21 protein-coding genes are annotated in these 23,582 nt (G+C 65.8%); 14 read left to right on the top strand and 7 right to left on the bottom strand.

The window, feature by feature from the left end; translation table 11 throughout:
* The 5 genes from K225_RS0115840 to K225_RS0115820 form a co-directional block, all read left to right on the top strand.
* The coding region (locus K225_RS0115840; protein ID WP_026437318.1) for a transposase at positions 1-250 on the top strand (250 nt) is incomplete at its 5' end.
* A gap of 37 nt (positions 251-287) precedes the next feature.
* Complete coding sequence (locus K225_RS21830) at positions 288-692, top strand: restriction endonuclease subunit S (RefSeq protein ID WP_081679712.1); 405 nt, start codon at positions 288-290, stop codon at positions 690-692.
* 229 nt (positions 693-921) lie between these two features.
* On the top strand, positions 922-1,230 hold the full coding sequence (locus K225_RS21005; protein ID WP_081679711.1) for a helix-turn-helix transcriptional regulator: 309 nt from the start codon (positions 922-924) through the stop codon (positions 1,228-1,230).
* On the top strand, positions 1,227-2,495 hold the full coding sequence (locus K225_RS0115825) for a HipA domain-containing protein (RefSeq protein ID WP_026437316.1): 1,269 nt from the start codon (positions 1,227-1,229) through the stop codon (positions 2,493-2,495). Before K225_RS21005 ends, K225_RS0115825 begins: the two co-directional genes overlap by 4 nt.
* Before the next feature lie 20 nt (positions 2,496-2,515).
* Positions 2,516-5,986, top strand: coding sequence for a DEAD/DEAH box helicase family protein (locus K225_RS0115820; protein WP_026437315.1), 3,471 nt, complete (start codon positions 2,516-2,518; stop codon positions 5,984-5,986).
* Positions 5,987-6,001: 15 nt separating this feature from the next.
* Here K225_RS0115820 and K225_RS0115815 read toward each other — a convergent pair whose 3' ends face one another.
* Positions 6,002-6,748 (bottom strand): TetR/AcrR family transcriptional regulator, encoded by a 747-nt coding sequence (locus tag K225_RS0115815; RefSeq protein ID WP_026437314.1) that lies wholly within the window; start codon positions 6,746-6,748, stop codon positions 6,002-6,004.
* Between the two features lie 127 nt (positions 6,749-6,875).
* Between K225_RS0115815 and K225_RS0115810 the strand changes: the two genes are divergently transcribed.
* The 9 genes from K225_RS0115810 to K225_RS0115770 all read left to right on the top strand — a co-directional run bounded on the left by K225_RS0115810 (position 6,876) and on the right by K225_RS0115770 (position 17,008).
* Positions 6,876-7,733, top strand: a complete 858-nt coding sequence (locus K225_RS0115810) for an ABC transporter ATP-binding protein (RefSeq protein WP_026437313.1) — start codon at positions 6,876-6,878, stop codon at positions 7,731-7,733.
* Positions 7,730-8,611, top strand: a complete 882-nt coding sequence (locus tag K225_RS0115805) for a branched-chain amino acid ABC transporter permease (protein WP_034713001.1) — start codon at positions 7,730-7,732, stop codon at positions 8,609-8,611. Before K225_RS0115810 ends, K225_RS0115805 begins: the two co-directional genes overlap by 4 nt.
* Positions 8,611-9,648 (top strand): branched-chain amino acid ABC transporter permease, encoded by a 1,038-nt coding sequence (locus tag K225_RS0115800; RefSeq protein ID WP_026437311.1) that lies wholly within the window; start codon positions 8,611-8,613, stop codon positions 9,646-9,648. The genes K225_RS0115805 and K225_RS0115800 overlap by 1 nt, the downstream gene beginning before the upstream one ends.
* Before the next feature lie 52 nt (positions 9,649-9,700).
* Positions 9,701-10,888 carry an ABC transporter substrate-binding protein gene (locus tag K225_RS0115795; protein WP_026437310.1) on the top strand — a complete coding sequence of 396 codons (1,188 nt, stop codon included), beginning with the start codon at positions 9,701-9,703 and terminating at the stop codon, positions 10,886-10,888.
* 178 nt (positions 10,889-11,066) lie between these two features.
* Positions 11,067-11,888, top strand: coding sequence for an ABC transporter ATP-binding protein (locus tag K225_RS0115790; RefSeq protein ID WP_026437309.1), 822 nt, complete (start codon positions 11,067-11,069; stop codon positions 11,886-11,888).
* Entirely contained in the window at positions 11,885-13,702 is a 1,818-nt protein-coding gene (locus K225_RS0115785) for a long-chain fatty acid--CoA ligase (protein WP_026437308.1), read from the top strand. Before K225_RS0115790 ends, K225_RS0115785 begins: the two co-directional genes overlap by 4 nt.
* A gap of 74 nt (positions 13,703-13,776) precedes the next feature.
* Positions 13,777-14,559 (top strand): enoyl-CoA hydratase/isomerase family protein, encoded by a 783-nt coding sequence (locus tag K225_RS0115780; protein WP_026437307.1) that lies wholly within the window; start codon positions 13,777-13,779, stop codon positions 14,557-14,559.
* 33 nt (positions 14,560-14,592) lie between these two features.
* Entirely contained in the window at positions 14,593-15,780 is a 1,188-nt protein-coding gene (locus tag K225_RS0115775) for an acetyl-CoA C-acyltransferase family protein (protein WP_026437306.1), read from the top strand.
* Between the two features lie 61 nt (positions 15,781-15,841).
* Positions 15,842-17,008: an acyl-CoA dehydrogenase family protein gene (locus K225_RS0115770; RefSeq protein WP_034712997.1), complete on the top strand. Its 1,167-nt coding sequence runs from the start codon at positions 15,842-15,844 to the stop codon at positions 17,006-17,008.
* A gap of 47 nt (positions 17,009-17,055) precedes the next feature.
* Here the strand turns inward: K225_RS0115770 and K225_RS0115765 are convergent, their stop codons facing one another.
* From K225_RS0115765 to K225_RS0115740, 6 genes are all read right to left on the bottom strand, one after another.
* A complete protein-coding gene (locus tag K225_RS0115765) occupies positions 17,056-18,231 on the bottom strand; it encodes a benzoate/H(+) symporter BenE family transporter (RefSeq protein ID WP_026437304.1) in 1,176 nt (391 codons plus the stop codon).
* A 167-nt stretch (positions 18,232-18,398) separates the two neighbouring features.
* Positions 18,399-19,772, bottom strand: a complete 1,374-nt coding sequence (locus K225_RS21000; protein ID WP_051249010.1) for an MFS transporter — start codon at positions 19,770-19,772, stop codon at positions 18,399-18,401.
* A 42-nt stretch (positions 19,773-19,814) separates the two neighbouring features.
* Positions 19,815-20,591 (bottom strand): 1,6-dihydroxycyclohexa-2,4-diene-1-carboxylate dehydrogenase, encoded by a 777-nt coding sequence (locus K225_RS0115755; RefSeq protein ID WP_026437303.1) that lies wholly within the window; start codon positions 20,589-20,591, stop codon positions 19,815-19,817.
* Positions 20,592-20,605: 14 nt separating this feature from the next.
* Positions 20,606-21,643 carry a benzoate 1,2-dioxygenase electron transfer component BenC gene (gene benC / locus K225_RS0115750; RefSeq protein WP_034713019.1) on the bottom strand — a complete coding sequence of 346 codons (1,038 nt, stop codon included), beginning with the start codon at positions 21,641-21,643 and terminating at the stop codon, positions 20,606-20,608.
* Between the two features lie 18 nt (positions 21,644-21,661).
* Positions 21,662-22,150: a benzoate 1,2-dioxygenase small subunit gene (gene benB, locus K225_RS0115745; RefSeq protein WP_026437301.1), complete on the bottom strand. Its 489-nt coding sequence runs from the start codon at positions 22,148-22,150 to the stop codon at positions 21,662-21,664.
* Positions 22,147-23,511, bottom strand: a complete 1,365-nt coding sequence (locus tag K225_RS0115740) for a Rieske 2Fe-2S domain-containing protein (RefSeq protein ID WP_026437300.1) — start codon at positions 23,509-23,511, stop codon at positions 22,147-22,149. The genes benB and K225_RS0115740 overlap by 4 nt, the downstream gene beginning before the upstream one ends.
* Between the last annotated feature and the right edge of the window lie 71 nt (positions 23,512-23,582).

Below are 23,582 nucleotides of genomic sequence, written 5' to 3'. Positions count from 1 at the left end.
CTTCGCCTTCCCGCCAGAGGTGCGGCGCGTGATCTATACGACCAATGCGATTGAGAGCGTGAATGCGCGGCTGCGAAAGATCATCAAGACGCGCGGGCACTTCCCCAGCGATGACGCGGCCACCAAGCTGATCTGGCTGGCACTGCGCAACATCACCGAGGACTGGGGACGGGCGGCCAACCACTGGAAATCAGCGATGAACCAATTCGCGATCCTCTACGAAGATCGGTTCACGAAATCGAGCACGTAAGATAGTCAACCAGCTTCACGAAATCGGTGAAGGTTCAATGAGCCTCACACACAGAAATTCGGACAGGCCCGGTCGCCGTGGAGAAATGGGCCGCTGCGCTATCGTGACTGCGGAACATGGACCACTCATGTGCGGCACTGGCTCTCTCTACATTCGACCGAACGCAACAATTGCGACGGCCACGTACTTGTTCCACGTACTGACCAGCGCAAGCATGAAAGCAAAGCTCGAAGAGTTTTCTTTGGGTGCAACCATGCCCAACTTAAACAAGGGCATCGTTGCAGGGCTGCGGATTTCACCTCCCCCCCTCCCCCTCCAACAAACCTTCGCCACCCGCATCGCCTCCATCGAAGCCCTCAAAGCCACCCACCGCCGCGCCTTGGCCGCGCTGGATGCGCTGTTTGCCTCGCTGCAGCAGCGGGCGTTTGCGGGGCAGCTTTGATGGCGGAGGGGGTTCCACACCAACGCCCCGAAAAGTGCCCCTACAGGGTCAAAACTGAGACTTTGACCCCATGATTTCAGTAATTTTGACCCTATCAGGGCATTTATTCCAACTGCGCCCGTTCCGTGGCTGTGCCCAAAGCACCTCGTGCGTTGAAATAGACCCTATGGGGTCAAAAACCACCTTCAATCCCTGGTTTGTGCTGTAATTGCCCCCATAAGGTCAAACCGTGCAACTCACCCCTCCCACCCTCGCCCTCCTGGCCGAGCGCCTGCAGGCAGAGCGCAAGCGCCAGGGCCTGTCGCGCTCGCAGGCGGCGGCGGTATGCAATGTGAGCCCCTCATTCATTCGCGATGCCGAGAGCGCCCCCGAGCGCTGTTCGCTGGGCAAGCTGCTGCTGCTGGTGCAGGGGCTGGGGCTGACGATGGAAGTGACGGGATGGCCCAGCGTGGTGGTACAGGCTCAAGGCGCTTCGCCGCTGGAGTTCGGGCAGCCCTCCGTCGTGCTGGGCCCTCCACCTGAGGACTCGACCCCATGATCCGCCTGCGCGTGTGGGCCAATGCCCGCCCTATGGGCTGGCTGGGCCATGCGGGCGCAGAGATCTTTTTCGAGTACGACCCCGAGTGGCTGGCCCAGCCCGGCGCGTTTGCCCTGGCGCCGCAGTTTGCGCTGGCCGCACAGCGCTACACAGGCCCGCTGGTGCGCCACTTTTTTGACAACCTGTTGCCCGAGGGCGAGGCGCTGGCAGACATCATGGCCGCGCTGCAGTTGCGCCATGCGTCGCGTTTTGACTTGCTGGGCCGTCTAGGACAAGAGCTGCCCGGTGTGCTGGCCCTGCTGCCCGAGGGGGAGCAGCCCGAACTGCTGCAGCGCTACCAGCCCCTGCCCCTGGCTGCGCTGAGCGAACGGCTGGCAGGCCGCGCCCAACTGCCGCTGCTGGTGTCCAACCGGGCCACCACCATGTCGCTGGCGGGGGCGCAAGACAAGATCGGACTGCGGCTGGACGAAAAGAACCTGCAGCTGTACGACAGCCTGGGCCCCTCGCCCACCACCCACATCCTCAAACCCGATTCACGCCAGGCCCGCTATGCGCCCAGCGCCATCAACGAATACGCCTGCATGCAGCTGGCACATGCGCTGAAGCTGCCGGTGCCCCCGGTGTGGTTGCTGCGCGTGCCCGAGGCCGCCTATGTGGTGCGACGCTACGACCGCGCGCTGGTAGCGGGCCACATCGTGGCGCTGCACCAGATTGATGGCTGCCAACTGCTGGGCCAAGGCGACGGGTGGAAGTACGAACGCAACGGCGGCCTGGTGAGCCTGGCCAAACTGGCCCAGGCGTTGCGGGACGTCAAGGTGCCAGGTGCCGACCTGCTGCAGTTCCAGCGCTGGGTGATGTTCAACTACCTCATCGGCAACGCCGATGCGCATGCCAAGAACCTGTCGGTATTGGTGAGCGACCAGGGCTACCGCCTGGCCCCGCTGTACGACCTGCTGTGCGTGCGCGCCTATGGCGACACCGGGCTGGCGCTGTTCATCGGCGATGAAGATCACTTTGATGCCGTAGGCCGCCATTCGTGGGAGGCGTTTTGCGGCGACTGCGGCTTCCGTCTGGCCGACACACTCAAGGCCTTCCGCGCCATGGCAACAGCGCTGCCGCGTGCGTGGCAGAAGGTGCGCGCCAACATCGATGCGCAGCACACCCCCACGCCCGCCGAGCAGGCCTTGCTGAATGCCATGGAGCAGGTGTTCAACGCCCACGTGGCCAGCGCTCTCTCCATGACCGACCCCATGGCGGGCGAATAGCCCGTTCAGAAAGGACCTTTGTGAGCGTCGCGCCTTCAAACTTCGCCTTCCTGCAACCCGACTGGCCCGACCTGCTGGCCGAAGCCCGCCGCTCCGAGGCCGCTGCCCATGCCGACCCGCGCACCGCCTGCTTTTACGCCCGCCGCACGCTGGAGCTGACGGTGGCCTGGCTTTACCAGGCCGAAGGGGGCCGGGGTGGCTGCCTGCGCATGCCGTACAAGGCGGATTTGTCGGCGTTTTTGTTTGAGCCCAGCTTTCAGCAACTCGTAGGCCCGGCGGTACACGCCAAGATGGATGTGATTCGCCGCCTGGGCAACCAGGCCGTGCACCACACGCGCCCGGTGCCGCCGCAGGATGCGCTCAACGCGCTGCGCGAGCTGTTCCATGTGGCCTTTTGGCTGGCGCAGCACTACGCTCGCCGCGTGTCTGACCGGCCCGCCGCCACGCTGCAATTTCGCGCCGACCTGCTGCCACCGCCTGCGGGCACCGCCGTGGCGCAAGAGCAGGCCGCCAGCCGCGCCGCCCAGGTGGCCGCGCAAGAGGCGCTGGCCCGGCAGGCCCAGGCCCTGGCCGAGCGCGACGCGGCCCTGCGCGAAGCCGCCGCGCGCAACGCGGAACTGGACGCCGAACTGGCCCGCTACCGCGCAGAAATTGCCGCCGCCAAGGCCGTCAACGCCGCGCAGCCCGCACCAGCCCACGACTACAACGAGGCCGCCACGCGCGACCTGTTCATCGACCTGCTGCTCAAAGAAGCCGGCTGGGCGCTGGACCAGCCACGCGACCGCGAATTTGAAGTGCAGGGCATGCCCAACGGCGAAGGCAAGGGCTTTGTGGACTATGTGCTGTGGAGCGGCGAAGTGCCGCTGGCCCTTGTGGAAGCCAAGCGCACCCGCCGCAGTGCCAAGGAAGGCGAGCAGCAGGCCCGCCTGTACGCCGACTGCCTGGAAAAAAGCACCGGCCACCGCCCTGTGATCTACGGCACGAATGGCTACGAACACTGGATGTGGGACGACACCACCAGCCCGCCGCGTGCGGTGCAGGGCTTTCACACGAAGGGCGAGCTGGAATTGATGGCCCAGCGCCGCACCACGCGCAAGCCGCTGGCCACCCTGCCCATTGCGGCGGGCATTGTGGAGCGCCACTACCAGCAGCGCGCCATCCGCCGCGTGCTGGATACCTTTGAGCGCGACCAGCACCGCAAGGCGCTGGTGGTGATGGCCACGGGCGCAGGCAAGACCCGCACGGTGATTGCGCTGGTGGATGTGCTCATGCGCGCCAACTGGTGCAAGCGCGTGCTGTTCCTGGCCGACCGTGTAGCGCTGGTGAACCAGGCCGTGAACGCCTTCAAGGCCCACCTGCCCGACGCCGCACCGGTGAACCTGGTGACCGACCGTGCCACCGAAGGCCGGGTGTACGTATCGACCTACCCCACGATGATGGGGCTCATCAACGAAAGTGCGGGCGGCGGGCAGCGCCGCTTTGGCGTGGGGCACTTTGATTTGATCGTGGTGGACGAGGCGCACCGCTCCATCTACCAGAAGTACCGCTCCATCTTCAGCTACTTTGACGCCCTGCTGGTGGGCCTGACGGCCACGCCCAAAGACGAGATCGACCGCAACACCTACAGCCTGTTTGGCCTGGAAAGCGGCGTGCCCACCGATGCCTATGGACTGGACGACGCGATTGCCGAGGGCTACCTGGCCCCGCCACGCGCGGTGTCGGTGCCGCTGAAGTTCCAGCGCCAGGGCATTCGCTACGACGAGCTGAGCGAGGACGAAAAAGACCAGTGGGATGCGCTGGAATGGGACGAAGAAGGCGGCGAAGCCCCCGATGAAGTGAGCGCCGAGGCGGTGAACCAGTGGCTGTTCAACACCGACACGGTGGACAAGATGCTGGCCCTGCTGATGGAGCGCGGCCACAAGGTGGCGGGCGGCGACCGGCTGGGAAAGACCATCGTCTTTGCCAAGAACCAGAAACACGCCGAGTTCATCCAGCAGCGCTTTGACGCCAATTACCCCGAATACCGGGGCGAGTTTGCGCGCACCATCACCTTCAAGACCGAATACGCGCAGTCGCTGATTGACCAGTTTTCGCAAAAAGACCAGGCGCCACACATCGCGATTTCGGTGGACATGCTGGACACCGGCATCGACGTGCCCGAGGTGGTGAACCTGGTGTTTTTCAAGATCGTGCGCTCCAAGGCCAAGTTCTGGCAGATGCTGGGGCGCGGCACGCGCTTGTGCAAAGACCTGTACGGACCGGGGCAGGACAAGAAAGATTTTTTCATCTTCGACTTCTGCCAGAACCTGGAGTTTTTCAACCAGGAACTGGAGGGCAGCGAAGGCGCCGTGGCGCAGCCGCTGTCGCAGCGCCTGTTCAATGCGCGGCTGGAGCTGATTGAAGTGCTCGACAAACGATTGGCCAGCGACGGCGTGGCCGAGGAGGCGCAGCAATCACCTGTGCTGACCGACGCCGGTATCCGCCACGACACAGCGACCCTGCTGCACAGCATGGTGGCGGGCATGTCGCTGGATAACTTTGTGGTGCGCCCGCAGCGCCGCTGGGTAGAGGCGTGGGCGCAGCCGGATGCATGGAAGCGCCCCAGCCCCGAACAACTGGCCGAGGTGGCTACCCACCTGTCGGGCCTGCCCACCGCCGTACGCGACGATGACGAAGACGCCAAACGCTTTGATGCCCTGCTACTAAACACCGAGTTGGCCCTGCTGCGCAGCGAACCTGCCCTGGCCCGCCTGCAAGCCAGGGTGCAGCAACTGGCCGCCAGCCTGCTGGAGCTGGCCAGCGTGCCAGCCGTGAAGAACGAGCTGCTGCTGATCGAGGCCGTGGCGGGCGATGAGTGGTGGCAGGACGTGACCCTCAGCATGCTGGAGCAGGCGCGGCGCAAACTGCGCAGCCTGATCAAACTCATCGAAAAAAGCAGCCGCAAAGTGGTCTACACCGACTTTGAAGACGCCATTGGCGAGACCGCCGAAGTGGATTTGCCCCTGGTGGCTAGCGCCGTAGACTTTGACCGCTTTCGCGCCAAGGCCAAGGTCTTTCTGCGCGCCCACGAAGACCGGCTGGCGCTGCACAAGCTGCGGCGTAACCAGCCCCTCACAGCGGCCGACCTGCAAGAACTCGAAGCCCTGCTGCACGAGGCGGGCGGCACCGATGGCGACATTGAACGTGCGCGCACGCTGCACACCAGCCTGCCGGTGTTTGTGCGCTCGCTGGTCGGGCTGGACCGCGAGGCCGCCATGGCCGCGTTCTCGAACCTGATTGGCGGGGGGCAAGCCAGCGCCAGCCAGTTGCAGTTCATCGAAGAAATCGTGCAGCACCTGACCGAGCACGGCGCCATGCCCGCCGAACGGCTCTATGCCTCACCGTTCACCGACATCCACGCGCAGGGGCCGGAGGGCGTGTTCGAATCGGCCACGGTGGAGCGGCTGTTCCAAACCCTCGAACAGTTCGAACCGCAGCAAGAGGCGGCATAAGCCCGCCCGCGCCGCTCACTTCCCCGCCACCGGTGCAGGGGATGAACGCCGTGATTTGCGTGGCGCTTTCGGGGCCACCGCCCTGGCCGGTGCCTCCACCCTCCGCAGCACCCCGTCGCACAGCGTGGCGATGCATTGCTGCGCGATCTGCTCGGGTGTGTATTCCCCGCCCGGCTGGTACCAGCGGCCGATCCAGCTCAGGGCGCCGGCGATCACAAAGGCCGTCATCTTCGGGTCGCACGGCTGCAGCGAACCCTCTTGCACCCCTTGGGCCACCAGGCGCCTGAAAGCCTGGTCGATCTCCGACTTCATGCGGCGCAGCTCCGTGCGGCTGGGCTCGGGCACCTCCTCGTCACCCACACGGATCAGGCACATGCCAAAGGGCTGCATCACGATGTCGGCATACACCTGCATGCAGGCGCGCAGCTGGTCCACCGCATTGCCACCGGCCTGGCGCGAGGCCTCGATGCCTTCCAGCGTCATCTGCAGCCCCTGGCTCACGCACTGCAGCAGGATCTCGTCCTTGTTCTTCACGTAGTAGTACAGCGTGGGCTTGCTGACGCTCAGCCGCGCGGCGATGTCGTCGAGCGAGGTGGCATGGAAGCCGCGCTCGTTGAACAACTGTGCGGCCGCCTGCAGCACGGCCTGGCGCTTGGCCTCGCGCTGCTGTTCTCGATCGGGGGCGGTAGCCCAGGGCGATGCCACGGCCGATGCCGTCTTCTTGCGGGTCTTCGGGGTCTTGGCGGCCGTTGCTGGGTTCATGGTGCTTGTCGCATCGGGAAACTACCGATGCCCGGGGAAGGTGGTTGACCCAAGAATCTACTCGTGAGTAAGTAGTTTACGTAAAAGTAGAAATTTACAGGTTCGAACAAACCCGCACAAGAGCCCGATGGAGACAAACCAACCCCGTGGCCCTGCCACCGCCCCCCTGCTGCAGGTCGCTGGCGTCACGCTCACCTTTGGTGGCGTGAAGGCGCTGTCGGGCGTGGGCTTTGATGTGCAGCCAGGCACCATCACCGCCGTGATCGGCCCCAACGGCGCCGGCAAGACCTCGCTGTTCAACACCATCTCGGGCTTTTACCGGCCTGCGCAAGGCAGCATCCGCTTCCGTGGCCAGGACATCACGCGCATCCCCGCGCCGCAGCGCGCCCGCATGGGCCTGGGGCGGAGCTTCCAGAACATTGCGCTGTTCCGCGGCATGACGGTGCTCGACAACATCAAGCTCGGCCGCCACGCGCACCTCCAGACCAACGTATTCGACGCGCTGCTGTACCTGGGCCGCGCACGCCGCGAAGAGGCAGAGCTGCGCCGCGACATCGAGGAACGCATCATCGATTTCCTGGAGATCGACCACATCCGCCACGCGCCAGTCGCGGCCCTGCCCTACGGCCTGCAAAAGCGCGTGGAAATGGCGCGTGCCCTGGCCATGCAGCCCGAGATCCTGATGCTCGACGAGCCCGTGGCCGGCATGAACCGCGAGGAGACGGAAGACATGGCGCGCTTCATCCTCGACGTGCGCGCCGAATGGGGCGTGACGGTGCTGATGGTGGAACACGACATGGGCATGGTGATGGACCTGTCCGACCACGTGGTGGTGCTCAACTTCGGCCAGGTCATTGCGCAGGGCGCCCCCGCCGTGGTGCAGGCAGACCCCGAGGTCAACCGCGCCTACCTCGGCTCGGGCGACGTGGGCGACCTGCGCCGCAAGCTGCAGGCGGGCGCCGCAGCCGCCCAAGGAGCCGCATGATGGATTGGGCCTATCTGTTTGAAATCAGCCTCACCGGCATTGCCAGCGGCGGCCTCTACGCCCTGGCGGCGCTGGCCTTCGTGATGGTCTACAAGGCCACGCGCGTGGTGAACATCGCCATCGGCGAGCTGCTCATGGTCGGCGCCTACCTGTTCTTCACCTTTGCCTCGATGATGGCGCTGCCGCTGTGGCTGGCCATTCCGGGCGCCGTGCTGGGCACCGGGCTTTTGGGTGCGGTGATCGAGCGCACCATGATCCGGCCGTTGCTGGGCGAGCCACCCATCTCCGTCTTCATGGTCACCGTGGGCCTGGCCTCGGTGCTGGTGGGCCTGGTGGAGATGATCTGGAGCGCCGACCAGCGCCGCCTGCCCGACTTCATGCCCACGCAGCCCATCATGGTGGGCGACGCCTTCCTCGCGCCCAAGGTGTTCTGGGGCGCGGTGATCGCGGTGCTGTTCATCGCCGCCGTGCTGCTGGTGTTCCGCTTCTGGCGCGGTGGCGTGGCGCTGCGCGCCACGGCGTCGGACCAGGCCGCGGCGTATTCGGTGGGCATCAACGTGCCGCGCGTGTTCTCGCTGTCCTGGGTGGCGTCCGCCATGCTGGCGGCCATCTCCGGGATCATCGTCGGCTCGATCGGCGGCATCTCGTCCAGCATGGGGGTGTTCGGCCTGTCGGTGCTGGTCGTCGTCATCGTCGGCGGGCTCGACAGCGTGCTGGGCGCGCTTGTCGGCGGCCTGTGCATCGGCCTGGTCGAAGCCCTGGCCGGTGCCTACCTGGGTGGCGAATTCAAGCTGCTCGCCACCTTCATCGTGCTGGTCGGCATCCTCATGGTCCGCCCCTACGGCCTGTTCGGCACCCACGAGATCGAGAGACTCTGATGCGTATCGGAACCCTCAAGGAAACCTACATCGCCGACGCGGCGCTGTTCGACTCGCGCACGCAAAAGGCGTGGCTGGCCGTGGCCGCCGCCCTGCTCGTGCTGTTCCCCTTCATGGCCAGCGACTACTGGCTCTACCTCGCCTGCCTGGTCAGCATCAACGTGGCCAGTGCCACGGGGCTCAACATCCTCACGGGCTACACCGGGCTGGTGAGCCTGGGGCAGGCGGCCTTCATGGGGCTGGGTGCCTACACGGTTGCGGTGCTGGAAACGCGCCTGGGCACACCCTTCCTGCTCAACCTGCTGGCCGGCGGCTTTGTCGCCATGCTGGGCGGGCTGGTGGTGGGGATTCCGTCGCTGCGCGTGAAGGGGCTGTATCTGGCCATTGCCACCATCGCGGCATCGTTCATCGCGCACTTCATCTTTGCCAACTGGAAGTTCACCGGCGGCACCGGCGGCCTGAGCGTGCCGCCCGCCAGGCTTTTTGGCATGCCGCTGGAGACATCCTTTCGCCTGTACTGGCTGATCGTTCCAGTCACGGTGCTGATGCTGCTCGGTGCCGCCAACCTGTTTCGCACACGCATCGGCCGCGCCTTCATCGCCATCCGCGACCGCGACATCTCGGCCGAGGTGCTGGGCATTCCGCTGCTGCGCTACAAGCTGCTGTCGTTCGGCCTGTCGTCGTTCTACGCCGGCGTGGCGGGCGGCCTGTGGGCCTACTTCTTTCGCGTGGTCACGCCCGAGAGCTTTCCGCTGCTGATGTCCATCTTCTTCCTCGCGGCCATCATCGTCGGCGGCATGGGCTCCATCCTGGGCGGCATCCTCGGCGCAGTGTTCATGACCATGGTGCCCGAGCTGCTCAAGCTGGTGTTCGACCTGCTGCCCAACAGCACCGAATACACGGTGTTCCTCTCGCCCGTGCGCACCATCATCTTCGGTCTGCTGATCATCGGTTTCCTGGTGTTCGAGCCGCACGGCCTGGCCGAAGTGTGGCGGCGCATCCGCCGCTTCTTCCACCTGTGGCCCTTCCGCAACTGAAGCCACCACACCCCGCTTTCCTGCCACTGCATCACAACCGAAGGAGACAAGCATGGACCACCAACGCATTTCCCCCCAGCGCCGCAGCCTGGTGCTGGGCGCCGCAGCCGCGGGCGCCGCCGCGCTCACGCACCCGCTGTCGGTGCTCGCGCAAGGCGCCGAAGAGATCGTCATCGGCGGCTCCATCCCCATGACGGGCGTCTTCGCCTTCGCGGGCGTGGGCATCAACGCCGGCATCCAGGACTACGTGAAGATCGTCAACGACGCGGGCGGCATCAAGGGCCGCAAGGTCAAGTACGTGCCCGAGGACACGGGCTACAAGGTCGATGTGTCGGTGGCCACGTTCAAGAAGATCACCAGCCAGAACAAGGTCAATGTGTACTACGGCGACTCCACGGGCTTCGCCAAGACCATCAACCCCGAGCTGGACCGCAACGGCAATATTTTGATGGCCGGTGCCTCGTTCGCCTCCGAACTGAACGACCCGAAGAAGTACCCCCACCAGTTCCTGGTCGGCCCCGACTACACCGAGATGTTCAGCATCCTGCTCAAGCACATCGCCAAGGAAAAGCCCGGCGCCAAGGTGGCCTTCGTCTATTCCGACTCCGAGTTCGGCCGCGACCCCATCGAGAAAAGCGAGGCCGAAGCCAAGAAGCTGGGCCTGTCGGTGGCCGTGAAGATCATGACGCCCGCCGGCAGCGTGGACGTCTCCGGCGAAGTCATCAAGCTGCGCCGCGCCGCGCCCGACTACACCATCTTCCACGGCTACATCCTCGCGCCCATCCCCGAGTTCATCACCCAGGGCAAGCAGCAAGGCATGACCAGCAAGTGGATGGGCACCTTCTGGACCATGGACAGCTCTACCGTCATGAAGATGGGCCCGGACGGCGACGGCTTCATGGGCGTGATGCCCTTCCGCTACTACTACGACACCGAGAAGGCGCCCATGCTGGAAAAGATCCGCGCCCTGCGCCCGGAATACCAGAGCACGGCCTATATCCAGGGCTTCCTGGCCGCCATGCTGTTCCTCGAATCGGCCAAGCGCACGCTGGATGCGGGCAAGCCGCTCACCGGTGCCAATCTCAAGGCCGCGCTGAACACGCTCAAGGACTTCGACACCGGTGGCCTGATCGGCGTGCCGATCACCATCACGGGCAATTCCATTCCCGTGGGCCGCGTCTACAAGGCCGACATGAAAGCCCAAAAAATGGTGGCCGCCTCCGACTGGATCAAGCTCTGATGCGGTACATCCCCCTGAGCGGCTGCGCCGCTTCCCCCTTCTCTCGCAACGCTGCGCGCTGCGGGAAGGGGGACGGCACCCTCGCTGCGGGGCGGCCCTTGCTCGGTGCCCCGCGCGCAGGCCTCGCGATCACGACCATCGCTGACTCCACACTCGTTGCGACGTTCGACCCATGCCCATGAACGAAACCGTGGCTGCTCACGTCCTCGAAGTCAACAACATCGAGGTCATCTACAACAAGGTCGTGCAGGCCCTGCGCGGCCTGTCGCTGGCCGTGCCGCGCGGCCAGATCGTGGCGCTGCTGGGCAGCAACGGCGCGGGCAAGAGCACCACGCTCAAGGCGGTGTCGGGCCTGCTGGCGTTGGAGGATGGCGCGCTGGAAAGCGGCAGCATTCTCTTCAACGGCCAGGGCACCGCCGCGCTGGCGCCGCAGCAACTGGTGCGCAGCGGGCTCTCGCATGTGATGGAGGGGCGACGGGTGTTCGAGGACCTCACGGTCGAGGAAAACCTGGTCGCCGCCACCTATGCGCTCACGGGCCGCACGGGCGCGGCCAAGCCCGACTTCGACCTCGTCTACACCTACTTCCCGCGCCTGCACGAGCGCCGCAAGGGCCTGGCGGGCTACCTCTCGGGCGGCGAGCAGCAGATGCTGGCCATCGGCCGCGCGCTCATCGCCCAGCCGCAGCTCATCCTGCTCGACGAACCCTCGCTGGGCCTGTCGCCCAAGCTGGTCGAAGACATCTTCACCATCATCGCGCGCATCAACGCCGAGCGCGGCACCTCCATGCTGCTGGTGGAGCAGAACGCCACCGTGGCCCTGGCCGTGGCGCACCGCGGTTACATCATGGAGAACGGCAAGATCGTCATCGACGGTTCGGCCGAGCGCCTGGCGGGCGACCCCGACGTGCGCGAGTTCTACCTCGGCATGGGCGGGGCCGGGGAAGCCAAGAGCTTCAAAGAGATCAAGCACTACAAGCGCCGCAAAAGATGGCTGTCATGAACCTCCCCGAACTCACCCTGCCCCAGATGCTGCGCCAACGCGCGCGCCAGGATGCCACCCGCGTCGCCATCCGGCAAAAGGACTTCGGCATCTGGAAGCCCTTCACCTGGGCACAGTATTTCGAGCGGGCCTGCCACTTCGGCCTGGGCCTGCGCGCCCTGGGGCTGCCCGAGGGCGGCCATGTGGGCGTGATCGCCGAGAATCGCATCGAATGGGTGCTCACGCAGATGGGCGCGGGCCTGGTCGGCGCCGTCACCGTGGGCGTGTACCCCACCAGCCCGTCGTTGGAAGTGGCCTACGTGGTGGGCCACGCCGACATCGAGATCATCGTCTGCGAGGACCAGGAGCAGACCGACAAGGTGCTCGACGCCCTGGACGGGTTGCCGCGCCTGAAAAAGATCGTGGTCATGGAAACCAAGGGCCTGCGCAGCTTCGCGCCCGCGGTGCGCGACCTCATCATCCCCTTCGGCGAGGTGGAGCGGCTGGGCGCACAGAGCGGCAGGCTCTCGGACATCGAGGCCGCGCTGGCGCGCCAGACGCTCGACGACATCGGGCTCATGATCTACACCTCGGGTTCGACCGGAAAGCCCAAGGGCGCCATGATTTCCTACCGCAACATCCGCGGCGTGGTGCCTGGCATCGCGGACCGGCTCGAACTCTCGCGCGAGACCACGCACCTGTCCTACCTGCCGCTGTGCCATGTGGCCGAGCAGATGCTCACCACCTTCGTGCCGGTGTATGTGGGCTCGCAGGTCAACTTCGGCGAATCCATCCGCACCGTGCAGGAGGACCTGCGCGAGGTGGCACCCACCATGTTCCTGGGCGTGCCGCGCATCTGGGAGAAGCTGCACGCCGCCATCAGCATCAAGCTGCAGGAAACCGGCGGCCTGCGCCGCGCGCTGTTCCGCAAGGCCCATGCCGCCTGCCAGCCGCTGGCCGACAAGCCTCGCGCGCGCTGGAGTTTCGGCGAAATGCTCACCTACACCGCCAGCTACTGGCTGGTGTTCCGCGCGCTGCAGAACTTCATCGGCCTGCGCGAGGCCAAGGTGGCGCTCACGGGCGCGGCGCCGATTCCGCCCGAGGTGGTGCGATTTTTTCGCGTGCTCGGTGTGCCGCTGGTCGAGGTCTATGGCCTGACCGAGTCCACCGGCATGGTCACGGGCCACAGGCTCGACGATGTGGTGGTGGGCACCGTGGGCGTGCCCACGCACGGCGTGGAGTGGCGCATCGCCCAAAGCGGTGACGACGCCATGGGCGGCGAGTTCCAGATCAAGGGCGAGATGGTGTTCGCGGGCTACTACAAGAACCCCGAGGCCACGGCGCAAAGCATCGTGGACGGCTGGCTGCACACCGGCGACGTGGTGCGCCTGGTGGACGGCCAGCTCAAGATCGTGGACCGCCTCAAGGACATCATGATCACGGCGGGCGGCAAGAACCTCACGCCGTCCGAGATCGAGAACACGATGAAGGCCAGCCCCTACATCAAGGAATGCGTCATCGTGGCCGAGGGACGCAAGTTCGTCGGCGCGCTGGTCATGCTCGACTATGAAACCGTGGGCAAATGGGCCGAGGCACAGCGCATCCCGTTCACGCATTTCCGCTCGCTGGTCGAAACACCGCAGGTGCGCGCACTCATCGACGCCGAGATCGCCACCGGCAATGCCAGGCTGGCGCAGGTGGCGCAGATCCGCAAGTTCCACCTTTTGCCCAAGGAACTGGACCACGACGACGGCGAAGTCACCGCCACCATGAAGGTGCGGCGCTCCAGCATCTACAAGACCTACGCCGCCGAGATCGAGGCGCTGTATGTCTGAGCACATTCTTTAACCACATTGGCCTTCAACGTTTTCCAGCAAACCGCTGAATGCTCCTTTTTCAGTAGCACACCATGTCCGGCAACACTCCCCTGATCGTCACCCGCCAGGGCGCCATCGTCACCCTGCAATTCAACCGCCCCGAAGCCCTGAACGCGCTGGACCTGCCCATGGCCCAGGCCCTGCTCGCGGCGGTGCAGGCCATCGCCGCCGACACCGGCGTGCGCGCCGTGGTGCTCAAGGGCGCGGGCCGCGCCTTCATTGCCGGAGGCGACCTGGCCACGCTGCACGCCGACCCGGCCCAGGGCGCACGCGACCTGCTGGCCCCGCTGAACGCCACGCTGCAGCTGCTGCAACAGATCGACGCACCCGTCATCGCCCAGGTGCATGGCGCGGCGGCGGGTGGCGGCCTGTCGCTGATGCTGATGTGCGACTTCGTGCTGGCCGCCGAAGGCACCAAGTTCAACCTGGCCTACATCAACCTGGGCACCAGCTGCGACGTCGGCGGATCGTGGGCGCTGCCGCGCCTGGTGGGCCTGCGCCACGCGCTGGAAATTGCGTTGCTGGGCGACGCGTTCACCGCCGACGACGCACTGCGCCTCGGTCTGGTCAACCGCGTGGTGCCCGCCCCCGAACTGGACCGCACCACCCAGGCCTTCGCCGAACGCCTGGCCAACGGCCCCACCAAGGCCTACGGCCAGATGCGCCGCCTGCTGCGCACCAGCTTTGACCGCGACCTGGGCGCGCAACTGGCGGCCGAGGCCCAGTCGTTCGACACCTGCGCCCACACCGCCGACATGCGCGAAGGCCTGCAAGCGTTCTTCGACAAGCGCAAGCCCCGGTTCCAGGGCCGCTGAGCGCAGCCTTTTTCCATTTCCAGGAGTTCTGCCATGACCCACCGTGACGTCTTCGTTGTCAGCACCGCCCGCACCGCCATTGGCACCTTCGGCGGCAGCCTGAAAGACGTGCCCAACACCCAGCTCGCCACCACCGCCGTGAAGGCCGCCATCGCGCGCGCCGGCATCGCGCCCGACGCCGTGGGCCATGTGGTCATGGGCAACGTCATCCCCACCGACACCAAGGACGCCTACCTCTCCCGCGTGGCCGCCATCGACGCCGGCTGCCCCATCGAGACGCCCGCCTTCAACGTCAACCGCCTGTGCGGCTCGGGCCTGCAGGCCATCATCAGCGCCGCGCAGGCCATTGGCTACGGCGACTGCGACATGGCCGTGGGTGGCGGCAGCGAATCCATGAGCCGCGGCCCCTACTTCGATACCGCCGCGCGCTACGGCGCCCGCATGGGCGACGCCAAGAGCATCGACTACATGCTCGGCATCCTGCACGACCCCTGGCAGAAGATGCACATGGGCATCACCGCCGAGAACGTGGCCGAGCGCTACAAGATTTCGCGCGAGATGCAGGACCAGCTGGCCCTGGCCAGCCAGCAACGCGCCGCCGCCGCCATCGCCGCCGGCTACTTCAAGGAGCAGATCGTCCCCGTGGAAATCGCCACGCGCAAGGGCACCGTGCTGTTCCAGGAAGACGAACATGTGCGTGCGGCCACCACGCTGGAAGTGCTGGCCGGCATGAAGCCCGCGTTCAAGAAGGAAGGCGGCACGGTGACGGCCGGCAACGCCTCGGGCATCAACGACGGCGCCGCCGCCGTGGTGCTGGCCGCCGGCGACCGCGTACAGGCCCTGGGCCTCAAGCCCCTGGCGCGTCTCGTGGGCTATGCGCACGCCGGCGTGGACCCGGCCTACATGGGCATCGGCCCCGTGCCGGCCACGCAGAAGGTGCTGCAGCGCACCGGCCTCAAGGTGCAGGACATGGACGTGATCGAGGCCAACGAGGCCTTCGCCGCACAGGCCTGCGCCGTGGTGCAGGCGCTGGGCCTGGACCCTGCCAAGGTCAACCCCAACGGCTCGGGCATCTCGCTCGGCCACCCGGTGGGCGCCACGGGCGCCATCATCACCACCAAGGCGATTGCCGAGCTGCACCGCACCGGCGGGCGCCATGCGCTGGTGACCATGTGCATCGGCGGCGGCCAGGGCATCGCGGCGATCTTCGAACGGGTTTGAGTCTTTTTGGCCTCCAGCGCTTGCTCATCAAACGCTGAAAGCCCTCCATTCAATAGCAACCATGCTCCCCAACACCCTCCTCACGGCCGAGCAGCAGGCCGAACTGCAGCTCTTCACCGAATCGCTGGAGCGCTTTTGCGACGCCGAGATCGAGCCCCATTACCGCGACTGGGAAAAGGCCGGCCTGGTGGCGCGCGAGCTGTTCCGCAAGATGGGAAAAAACGGCTACCTGTGCGCCGACGTGCCCGAGGAATACGGCGGTCCCGGCGCCAGCGTGCATTTTTCCTTCGCCGTGGTGGAGGTGCTTTCGCGCCGCGGCTATGGCGGCTTCGTCGGCGGGCTGCAGGTGCACAACGACATCATCCCGCCCTACCTGCTGCACTGCGGCACCGAAGCGCAGCGCCAGTACTGGCTGCCGCGCATGGCCAGCGGCGATGCCGTGGCGGCCATCGGCATGACCGAGCCGGGTGCGGGCAGCGACCTGAAAGCCATCCGCACCACGGCACGGCGGGAGGGTGCTGAATACGTCATCAACGGCAGCAAGATCTTCATCAGCAACGGCCAGCACTGCGACCTGCTGGTGCTGGCCGCCAAGACCGACCCGGCCGCGGGCGCCAAGGGCGTGAGCCTGTTCCTGGTCGATACGAAAGCACCCGGTTTCACGCGCGGCCAGAACCTGGAGAAGATCGGCCAGCACGCGGGCGACACCTCCGAGCTGTTCTTCAACGACCTGCGCGTGCCGCTCGATGCGCTGCTCGGCGGCGTGGAGGGCCAGGGTTTCGTGCAGATGATGCGCGAACTGCCACGCGAGCGCCTCATCATCGGCGTGCAGGCAGTGCACGGCGCCAAGGGTGCGCTCGACACCACGCTGAAATATGTGCAGGAGCGCCAGGCCTTCGGCCAGCGCATCGGCCAGTTCCAGAACACGCGCTTCACGCTGGCGCAATGCGCATCCGACATTGCCGCCGCCGAGGCCTTCCTGGCCTTGAGCGTGGCCGCTCACGAGCGCGGCGAACTCACGCCCGAAGCGGTGAGCGCCCTGAAGCTGCACACGACCGAAGTCTTTGGCCGCGTGGCCGATGCCTGCCTGCAGCTCTTTGGTGGCTACGGCTACATGGCCGAGTACCCGATCTCGCGCTTCTGGACCGACGCGCGCGTGCTGCGCATCTACGGCGGCACGTCGGAAATCATGAAGGAGCTGGTGGCGCGCTCACTGCTGGGGCGCTGAACGGGGATTTTTGCGCAAGCCCCTGCCGGGCCTCGGCCAGCGCAGTGTCAACGCGCTCCGCTGCGCCCGGCCTGCGGGATGAGCCAATAAGCCAGCATGCCCAGCGTCACGCCCCAGAACGCGGCCCCCAAACCGAACAGCGACATGCCCGAGGCAGTGGCTAAAAAGGTGATGACCGAGGGCTCGACGTATTCCCCCTCCTCGGCCAGCGCCCGGATGTTGGACACCACCGCACCGATGAGTGCCAGCCCTGCGAGCGCCGCCACCAGGGATGCCGGGAACGCTGCGAACACCTGCACGATGGTGCCGGCGAAGGTCCCCCCAATGAGGTAGAACACGCCATTGGCCATGCCGGCCACGTAGCGCTTGTCAGGGTCAGGGTGCGCATCTTTGCCGGTGCACAGCGCCGCCGTGATGGAAGCCAGCACGATGGAGATGCCGCCAAAGCACGCAACCAGCAGCGAAGCGATGCCGGTGCCCGTCACCACGGCACGCGCTGGCACAGGGTAGCCTGCAAGCCTCAGCACAGCCATGCCGGGCAGGTACTGCCCGGTCAGGCTCACCAGCACCAGCGGTACCGCCAGGCTCAGGATGGCCCCCGCCTCGAACCGGGGTACGGTGAGCACCGGTGTGGCCAGGGACAGCCCCAGCGACTGCAGCTGGGTGGAGCCCAATGCCCACGCCACAGCAAAGCCCGTGCATGCCACCAGCACGATGGCGTAGCGCGGCCAAAAACGCCGGCCCAGCAGGTAGGCCCCCAGCATCGACAGCACCACGGCGGGCGCCTCCCCGCTCACGCGGAACGCCTGCACGCCGAACTGAAAGAGGATGCCGGCCATCATGCCGGCCGCAATGCCCTTGGGAATCTGGTTGACGACCTTTTCAAAATAGCCCGTGGCCCCCAGCAGCACCACCAGCGCGGCCGCCACCAGGTAGGCTCCCACCACCTCGGGCATGCTGACGTGCGGGAAAAGGGTCAAGAGCAGCGCCGTGCCCGGTGCGGACCAGGCGGTCACGATGGGCAGCCTGAGCCACCAGCTCAGCAGCAGGCCACTGATACCCGCACCCATCGAGATCGCCCAGATCCAGGATGTCAGCTCGGCTGGCGAAACGCGGCCCGCCTGCGCCGCCTGGATGAAGATCACCAGCGGACCGGCATATGAAATCAGCACCGCCAGAAAACCCGCCACCCAGGCGGTCAGAGACCAGTCCTTGAACCGCATGTGATTCAACCAATCATGTACAGCATTGTGTGCGGGGCACCGGGTGGGTCCGTCCGCGCGGATGTTGCGCTGCTGAAGCAACTTGCTCCAGCGCGCGGCTCAAGTGCTCGGGCAGATACTGCGGCGCCTCAGGCTGCTTGGGCGCTGGCAGCCGCAGGTCAACGCCTTCAGCGCGACAGGCCGGCCTGCACCGTCTGCATTTTGACGGTATCGGCAACCGAAGCTTGTGCCAAACCCGCATCGCGCCGGTACCAGAGGATGAAACCACCCATGGCCAAGGCAGCCACCAGACCAGGCAGGGCAAACGCCAGGAAGTTCATATTGAGTGGCAGCTTGGCCGCCAGCAGCGAACCACCCAGCAGCGGACCGACGATGGCACCCGTGCGGCCCACACCCGATGCCCAGCCCAGACCGGTAGAGCGCATGGCCAGCGGGTAGAACTGCGCGGTGTTGGCGTACAGCAGGATCTGCGTGCCGATCGTGGTGGCACCCGCAATCGTGATCAGCAGGTACAACAGGGGCATGGGGCTGTTGAAGCCCAGCAGCGCAATCGCCACGGTGCCCACGGCAAAGAACGCCAGCACCACCTTGGGCAAGCTGAAACGGTCGCCCAGCCAGCCCCCGGCAATGGCACCGGCCATGCCGCCAAAGTTCAGCGCCAGCAGGAACGACAGGCTGGAGCCCAGGCTGTAGCCCGCACCCGCCATCAGCTTGGGCAGCCACGAGCCCAGCGCGTACACCATGAGCAGGCAGCAGAAAAACGCCAGCCAGATCATGAAGGTGCCTACCGCGCGCCCGTCCTTGACCAGGTCGAGCATCGGAACGCCAGCGCCCTTGGCGTCGACAGCCACCAGACGTGCGTCGGCGTCGATCTTCACATCGGGGCTCACCCGGGCCAGCATGTCGCGGGCCTCCTTGTCCTTGCCCTGGCGCACCAGAAAGCCCACGGACTCCGGCAGCTTCCACATGATCAGCGGCAACAGCAGCATGGGCACGGCGGCAGCAAAGAACATGGCCTGCCAGCCGAACCGCGGCAGGATGTAGATGCCCAGCCCGGCCGACAGCATGCCGCCCAGCGAGTAGCCGCTGAACATCAGCGCCACCAGGGTGCTGCGGGCGCGCTTGGGCGCGTATTCGTTCATCAGCGCAACGGCATTGGGCATGAGGCCGCCGCAGCCCAGCCCCGCGATGAAGCGGTAGATGCCGAACTCGGTGGGTGTCGTGGCAAAGCCGTTGAGGAAGGTAGCGAGGCTGAACATCACGAAGCAGATCGCGATGCCCTTCTTGCGGCCGATGCGGTCGGCCAGCGGGCCGAAGATGAAGGCGCCAAACATCATGCCGAACAGTGCATAGCTGCCCAGGGCGCCTGCCTGCACCGGGGTGAGTCCCCATTCGGCCATGAGCACGGGCAGCACCACGCCGTAGATGAACAGGTCATAGCCGTCAAAGATCAGCAACAGGGCACACAGTGCCACCACCATCCAGTGAAACCTGGTGAAGCGGGCGTTGTCGATGATGGGATTGATTTCAATGGTTTTCATAGTTGTCTCCTCAAAAGATGGGGCCGAGGCACGGCTGCGGGGCTAGCCCTGGTCGCCACCGCCCACGGGAATGACCGTGCCGGTGATGTAGGACGATTCGTCCGACGCGAGGAACAGGATGGCGCTGGCCTGTTCATCGAGCGTGCCGTAGCGCTTCATGAGCGTGCTGTCCACGGTCTGGTCCACGATCTGCTGGTACCAGGCCTGCTCCTTCTTGCCGGGCTTGGCGCTGTTGCGCGGAATGCGGCGCGGTGGCGCTTCGGTGCCGCCCGGGGCCACGGCGTTGATGCGGATGCCGCGCTCGCCGTTCTCGAAGGCCAGGCAGGCCGTCATGGCATTCACACCGCCCTTGGCCGCGCCGTAGGGCACGCGGTTGACGCTGCGCGTGGCGATGGACGACACGTTGACGATGGCGCCCTTTTTCTTCTTGAGCATGTAGGGCAGCACGGCGCGGCAGCCCCACAGCGTGGGAAACAGCGAGCGGCGCACCTCGGCCTCGATCTCCTCGGCGCCGTAGTGCTCGTAGGGCTTGGTCCAGATGGTGCCGCCCACGTTGTTCACCAGCACGTCGATGCGGCCAAAGGCCTTGTGCGTGGCCTCTGCGGCCTGCAGTGCGCCCTCGAACTTTTCGAGGTCGGTCTCGATGGCGATCACGCGGGTGGTTTCGGCCAGCCGGTCGCGCAGTTCGCGCACCAGCGGCGAGCGGTCCACCAGGGCCAGCGTGGCACCCTCCTGGGCAGCACGCTCGGCCACGCGCTCGCCTATGCCTTGCGCGGCGCCGGTGATCAGCATCACCTTGCCTTCAAATCGCTTGTTCATGCCTTGCTCCTGGGTCACGCAGCCACCGCCGCGGGCGCAGCAGCCTGGGTGGGGGTGAACTTTTCGTAATGGAAGCTGGCGGGCGCGATGCCCGCCGCCTTGAAGTGGCGCTGCACGGCATCGACCATGGGTGGCGGTCCGCACAGGTAGACATCCACATTCCCCTCGTGCAGGGCCTGGGGCGGCAGGTGGTCGGTGACATAGCCCTGGTGCGGATGCGCGGTGGCGGCATCGGCCACGCAGGTGCCGAACGTGAAGCCTGGGATGCGGCGTGCATAGTCTTCCAGGCGGTCCACCATCACCAGGTCCTGGTCGCGCGTCACGCCGTACAGCATGTGGATGGGCTGCGCGCAGCCTTGCACCGCCAGCGTCTCCAGCATCGACAGGAAGGGCGCCAGCCCGGTGCCCCCGGCCAGGAACAGCAGTGGCCGCGTGACGGGGCGCAGGTAGAAGCTGCCCAGCGGGCCGGTCATCTCCAGCTTGCTGCCGGCCTGGGCCCCCGCGAGCCAGCTGCTCATCAGGCCCCCGGGCACATGCTTGATGAGGAAGGTCATGCGGCGCGCGCCGGTGGCCGAGCTGAACGAGTACGAACGGTGCTGCCCGCTGCCGGGCACGCCGATGTTCACGTACTGCCCTGGCAGGAAGCCCGGGGCGTCCTCGGGCACATCCAGTGCCAGCTCGTAGGCGGCATCGCCAAAGCGCTCCACCGCAGCCACGGTGCCACCGAACTTCGCCGTGCCGGTCTTGCAGGCCGTGGAAGGCACGGGCACTGCAATCACGCAGTCGGAGCGCGGCACCATCTGGCAGGTCAGCACCAGCCGCTGCCCCGCCTCCTCGGCGGTCAGCGCGTCTTCGATGTAGTCATCGCCCAGGTCGTAGTCTCCGCTCTCGGCGCGGCACTTGCAGGTGCCGCACACGCCGTCCGAGCAGTCCATGGGCAGGTTGATGCGCTGGCGGAAGGCGGCATCCAGGACCTTTTCCTGGGCGCCGCAGGCGATGAAGCGGGTCACCCCGTCTTCGAAATTCAGGGCAATGTTGTAGCTGCTGCTCATCATGTTCTCCTGGCGGCGTCAGACGTGGTACACGTCGATGACCTGGCGGATGTAGTCGTTCTTCAGGACGATCTTCTTGCGGCCGATGAGGAAGCTGCCCTCCTGGCGGCGCAGCGTCACGAACATGGTGCCGAAGAACGCGTCGGTGGCCTTGTAGCGGTGGCTCAGCGTGTGGAAGTTGTAGCGGACGTCCACCTCGGTGCCACGGTCTGCCAGCACCTCGACGTTGAGCACCGCGTGGCCCGTGCGGGCCTCGGGCGTGGAGGCACCGGAGCGCTCCGTCTTGATGCGGAACACGCGGTCTTCCAGGCCGTTGCGGTTGCCGTAGTAGATCAGCGAGATCTGGCTGTGCGGGTCTTCGGTGGTGCGGTCGTCGTCGTCCCAGGCGGGCATCCAGTACTCGACATCCTCGGCGTACAGCTCCAGCCATTCGTCCCACTGGCGGTCGTCCAGCAGGCGGGCTTCGCGGTACAGGAATGTGCAGATGGCGTTGTAGTCGGCGGTCATGCTGCTTCTCCCTTGCGCTCGTGGTCCACGGCCTTGCGCATCTCCTGCGCCCAATACTCGTGCTGGCAAACGAACAGGCCTTCGTCTTCGCTGCGCTCGCCACTGAGCAGGGGCTTGAGGCCCATCTTGCGGGCATTCTCGTCAGGTCCCTCGATCCACAGGGGCGCGCCACGGCTCAGGTCGTTCCAGGGTGCTGCCTTGCCGGCATAGCCGTTCTGGCAGGAACGGAACTCTTCCAGGTCATCGGCCGTGCCCATGCCCGACACGTTGAAGAAATCCTCGTACTGGCGGATGCGGGTGGCACGGTCTTCGGCGCTCTCGCCCTTGACGGCAAAGCAGTAGATGGTGATTTCGGTCTTGTCCACGCTGATGGGGCGCGTCACGCGGATCTGCGTGGAGAACTGGTCCATCAGGTACACGTTGGGATACAGGCACAGGTTGCGCGTCTGCTGGACGATGAACTCGGCCTTGTCTTCGCCCAGGCGTTCCTTGAGTTCGTCGCGGCGGTTGTAGACCGGGCGCACCTCGGGGTTCATGGTGTTGGTCCACAGCAGGATGTGGCCGTTTTCAAAGCCATACACGCCGCCCGTGCTCTTGCTCCAGCCGTTGGCGTCCACGGCCTTGGTGCCGCCTTCCTTGCGGCGGCCCATGGTGGCGGCATAGTTCCAGTGCACCGAGCTCACATGGTAGCCGTCGCAGCCGTTTTCCATCTGCAGCTTCCAGTTGCCGTCGTAGATGTAAGACGAATTGCCGCGCAGCACTTCCAGGCCTTCGGGCGCCTGGTCCACGATCTGGTCGATGATCACCTTGGTCTCGCCCAGGAAGTCCTGCAGGGGTTGCACGTCGGCATTCAGGCTGCCGAACAGGAAGCCCTTGTAGCTTTCAAAGCGCGCCACCTTCTTGAGGTCGTGCGAGCCTTCCTTGTTGAACTGCACCGGGTACTCGGTGGTCTTTTCGTCCTTGACCTTGAGCAGCTTGCCGGTGTTGTTGAAGGTCCAGCCATGGAAGGGGCAGGTGAAGCTGCCCTTGTTGCCATGCTTCTTGCGGCACAGCATGGCGCCGCGGTGGGCGCAGGCATTGATCACCGCGTTGAGCTGGCCGTCCTTGCCGCGCGTGATGACGATGGGCTGGCGGCCGATGGTGGTGGTGAAGTAGTCGTTGATCTCGGGGATCTGGCTTTCGTGCGCCAGATAGACCCAGTTGCCTTCGAAGATGTGCTTCATCTCCAGTTCGAAGAGTGCAGGGTCGGTGAAGATGTCCCGGCGGCAGCGGAAGACGCCATTGTCCTTGTCGTCCTGCAGCGCGTCTTCGATCAGCGCTTCAACATCAGAACGCTCGGCGGTGGCAGCGGTGGTGTTCATGGTGGATTCCTCAGGGTGCAGCTGTCCCCCCGCCGCGCGCGGTGCGGCAGTGCAGGGGGCGAAAGCAAAAG

The sequence above is a fragment of the Acidovorax sp. JHL-9 genome (assembly GCF_000426205.1).
Classification (GTDB): Bacteria; Pseudomonadota; Gammaproteobacteria; order Burkholderiales; family Burkholderiaceae_C; genus Acidovorax; species Acidovorax soli.
This window is presented reverse-complemented; position numbering and strand designations above follow the sequence as displayed.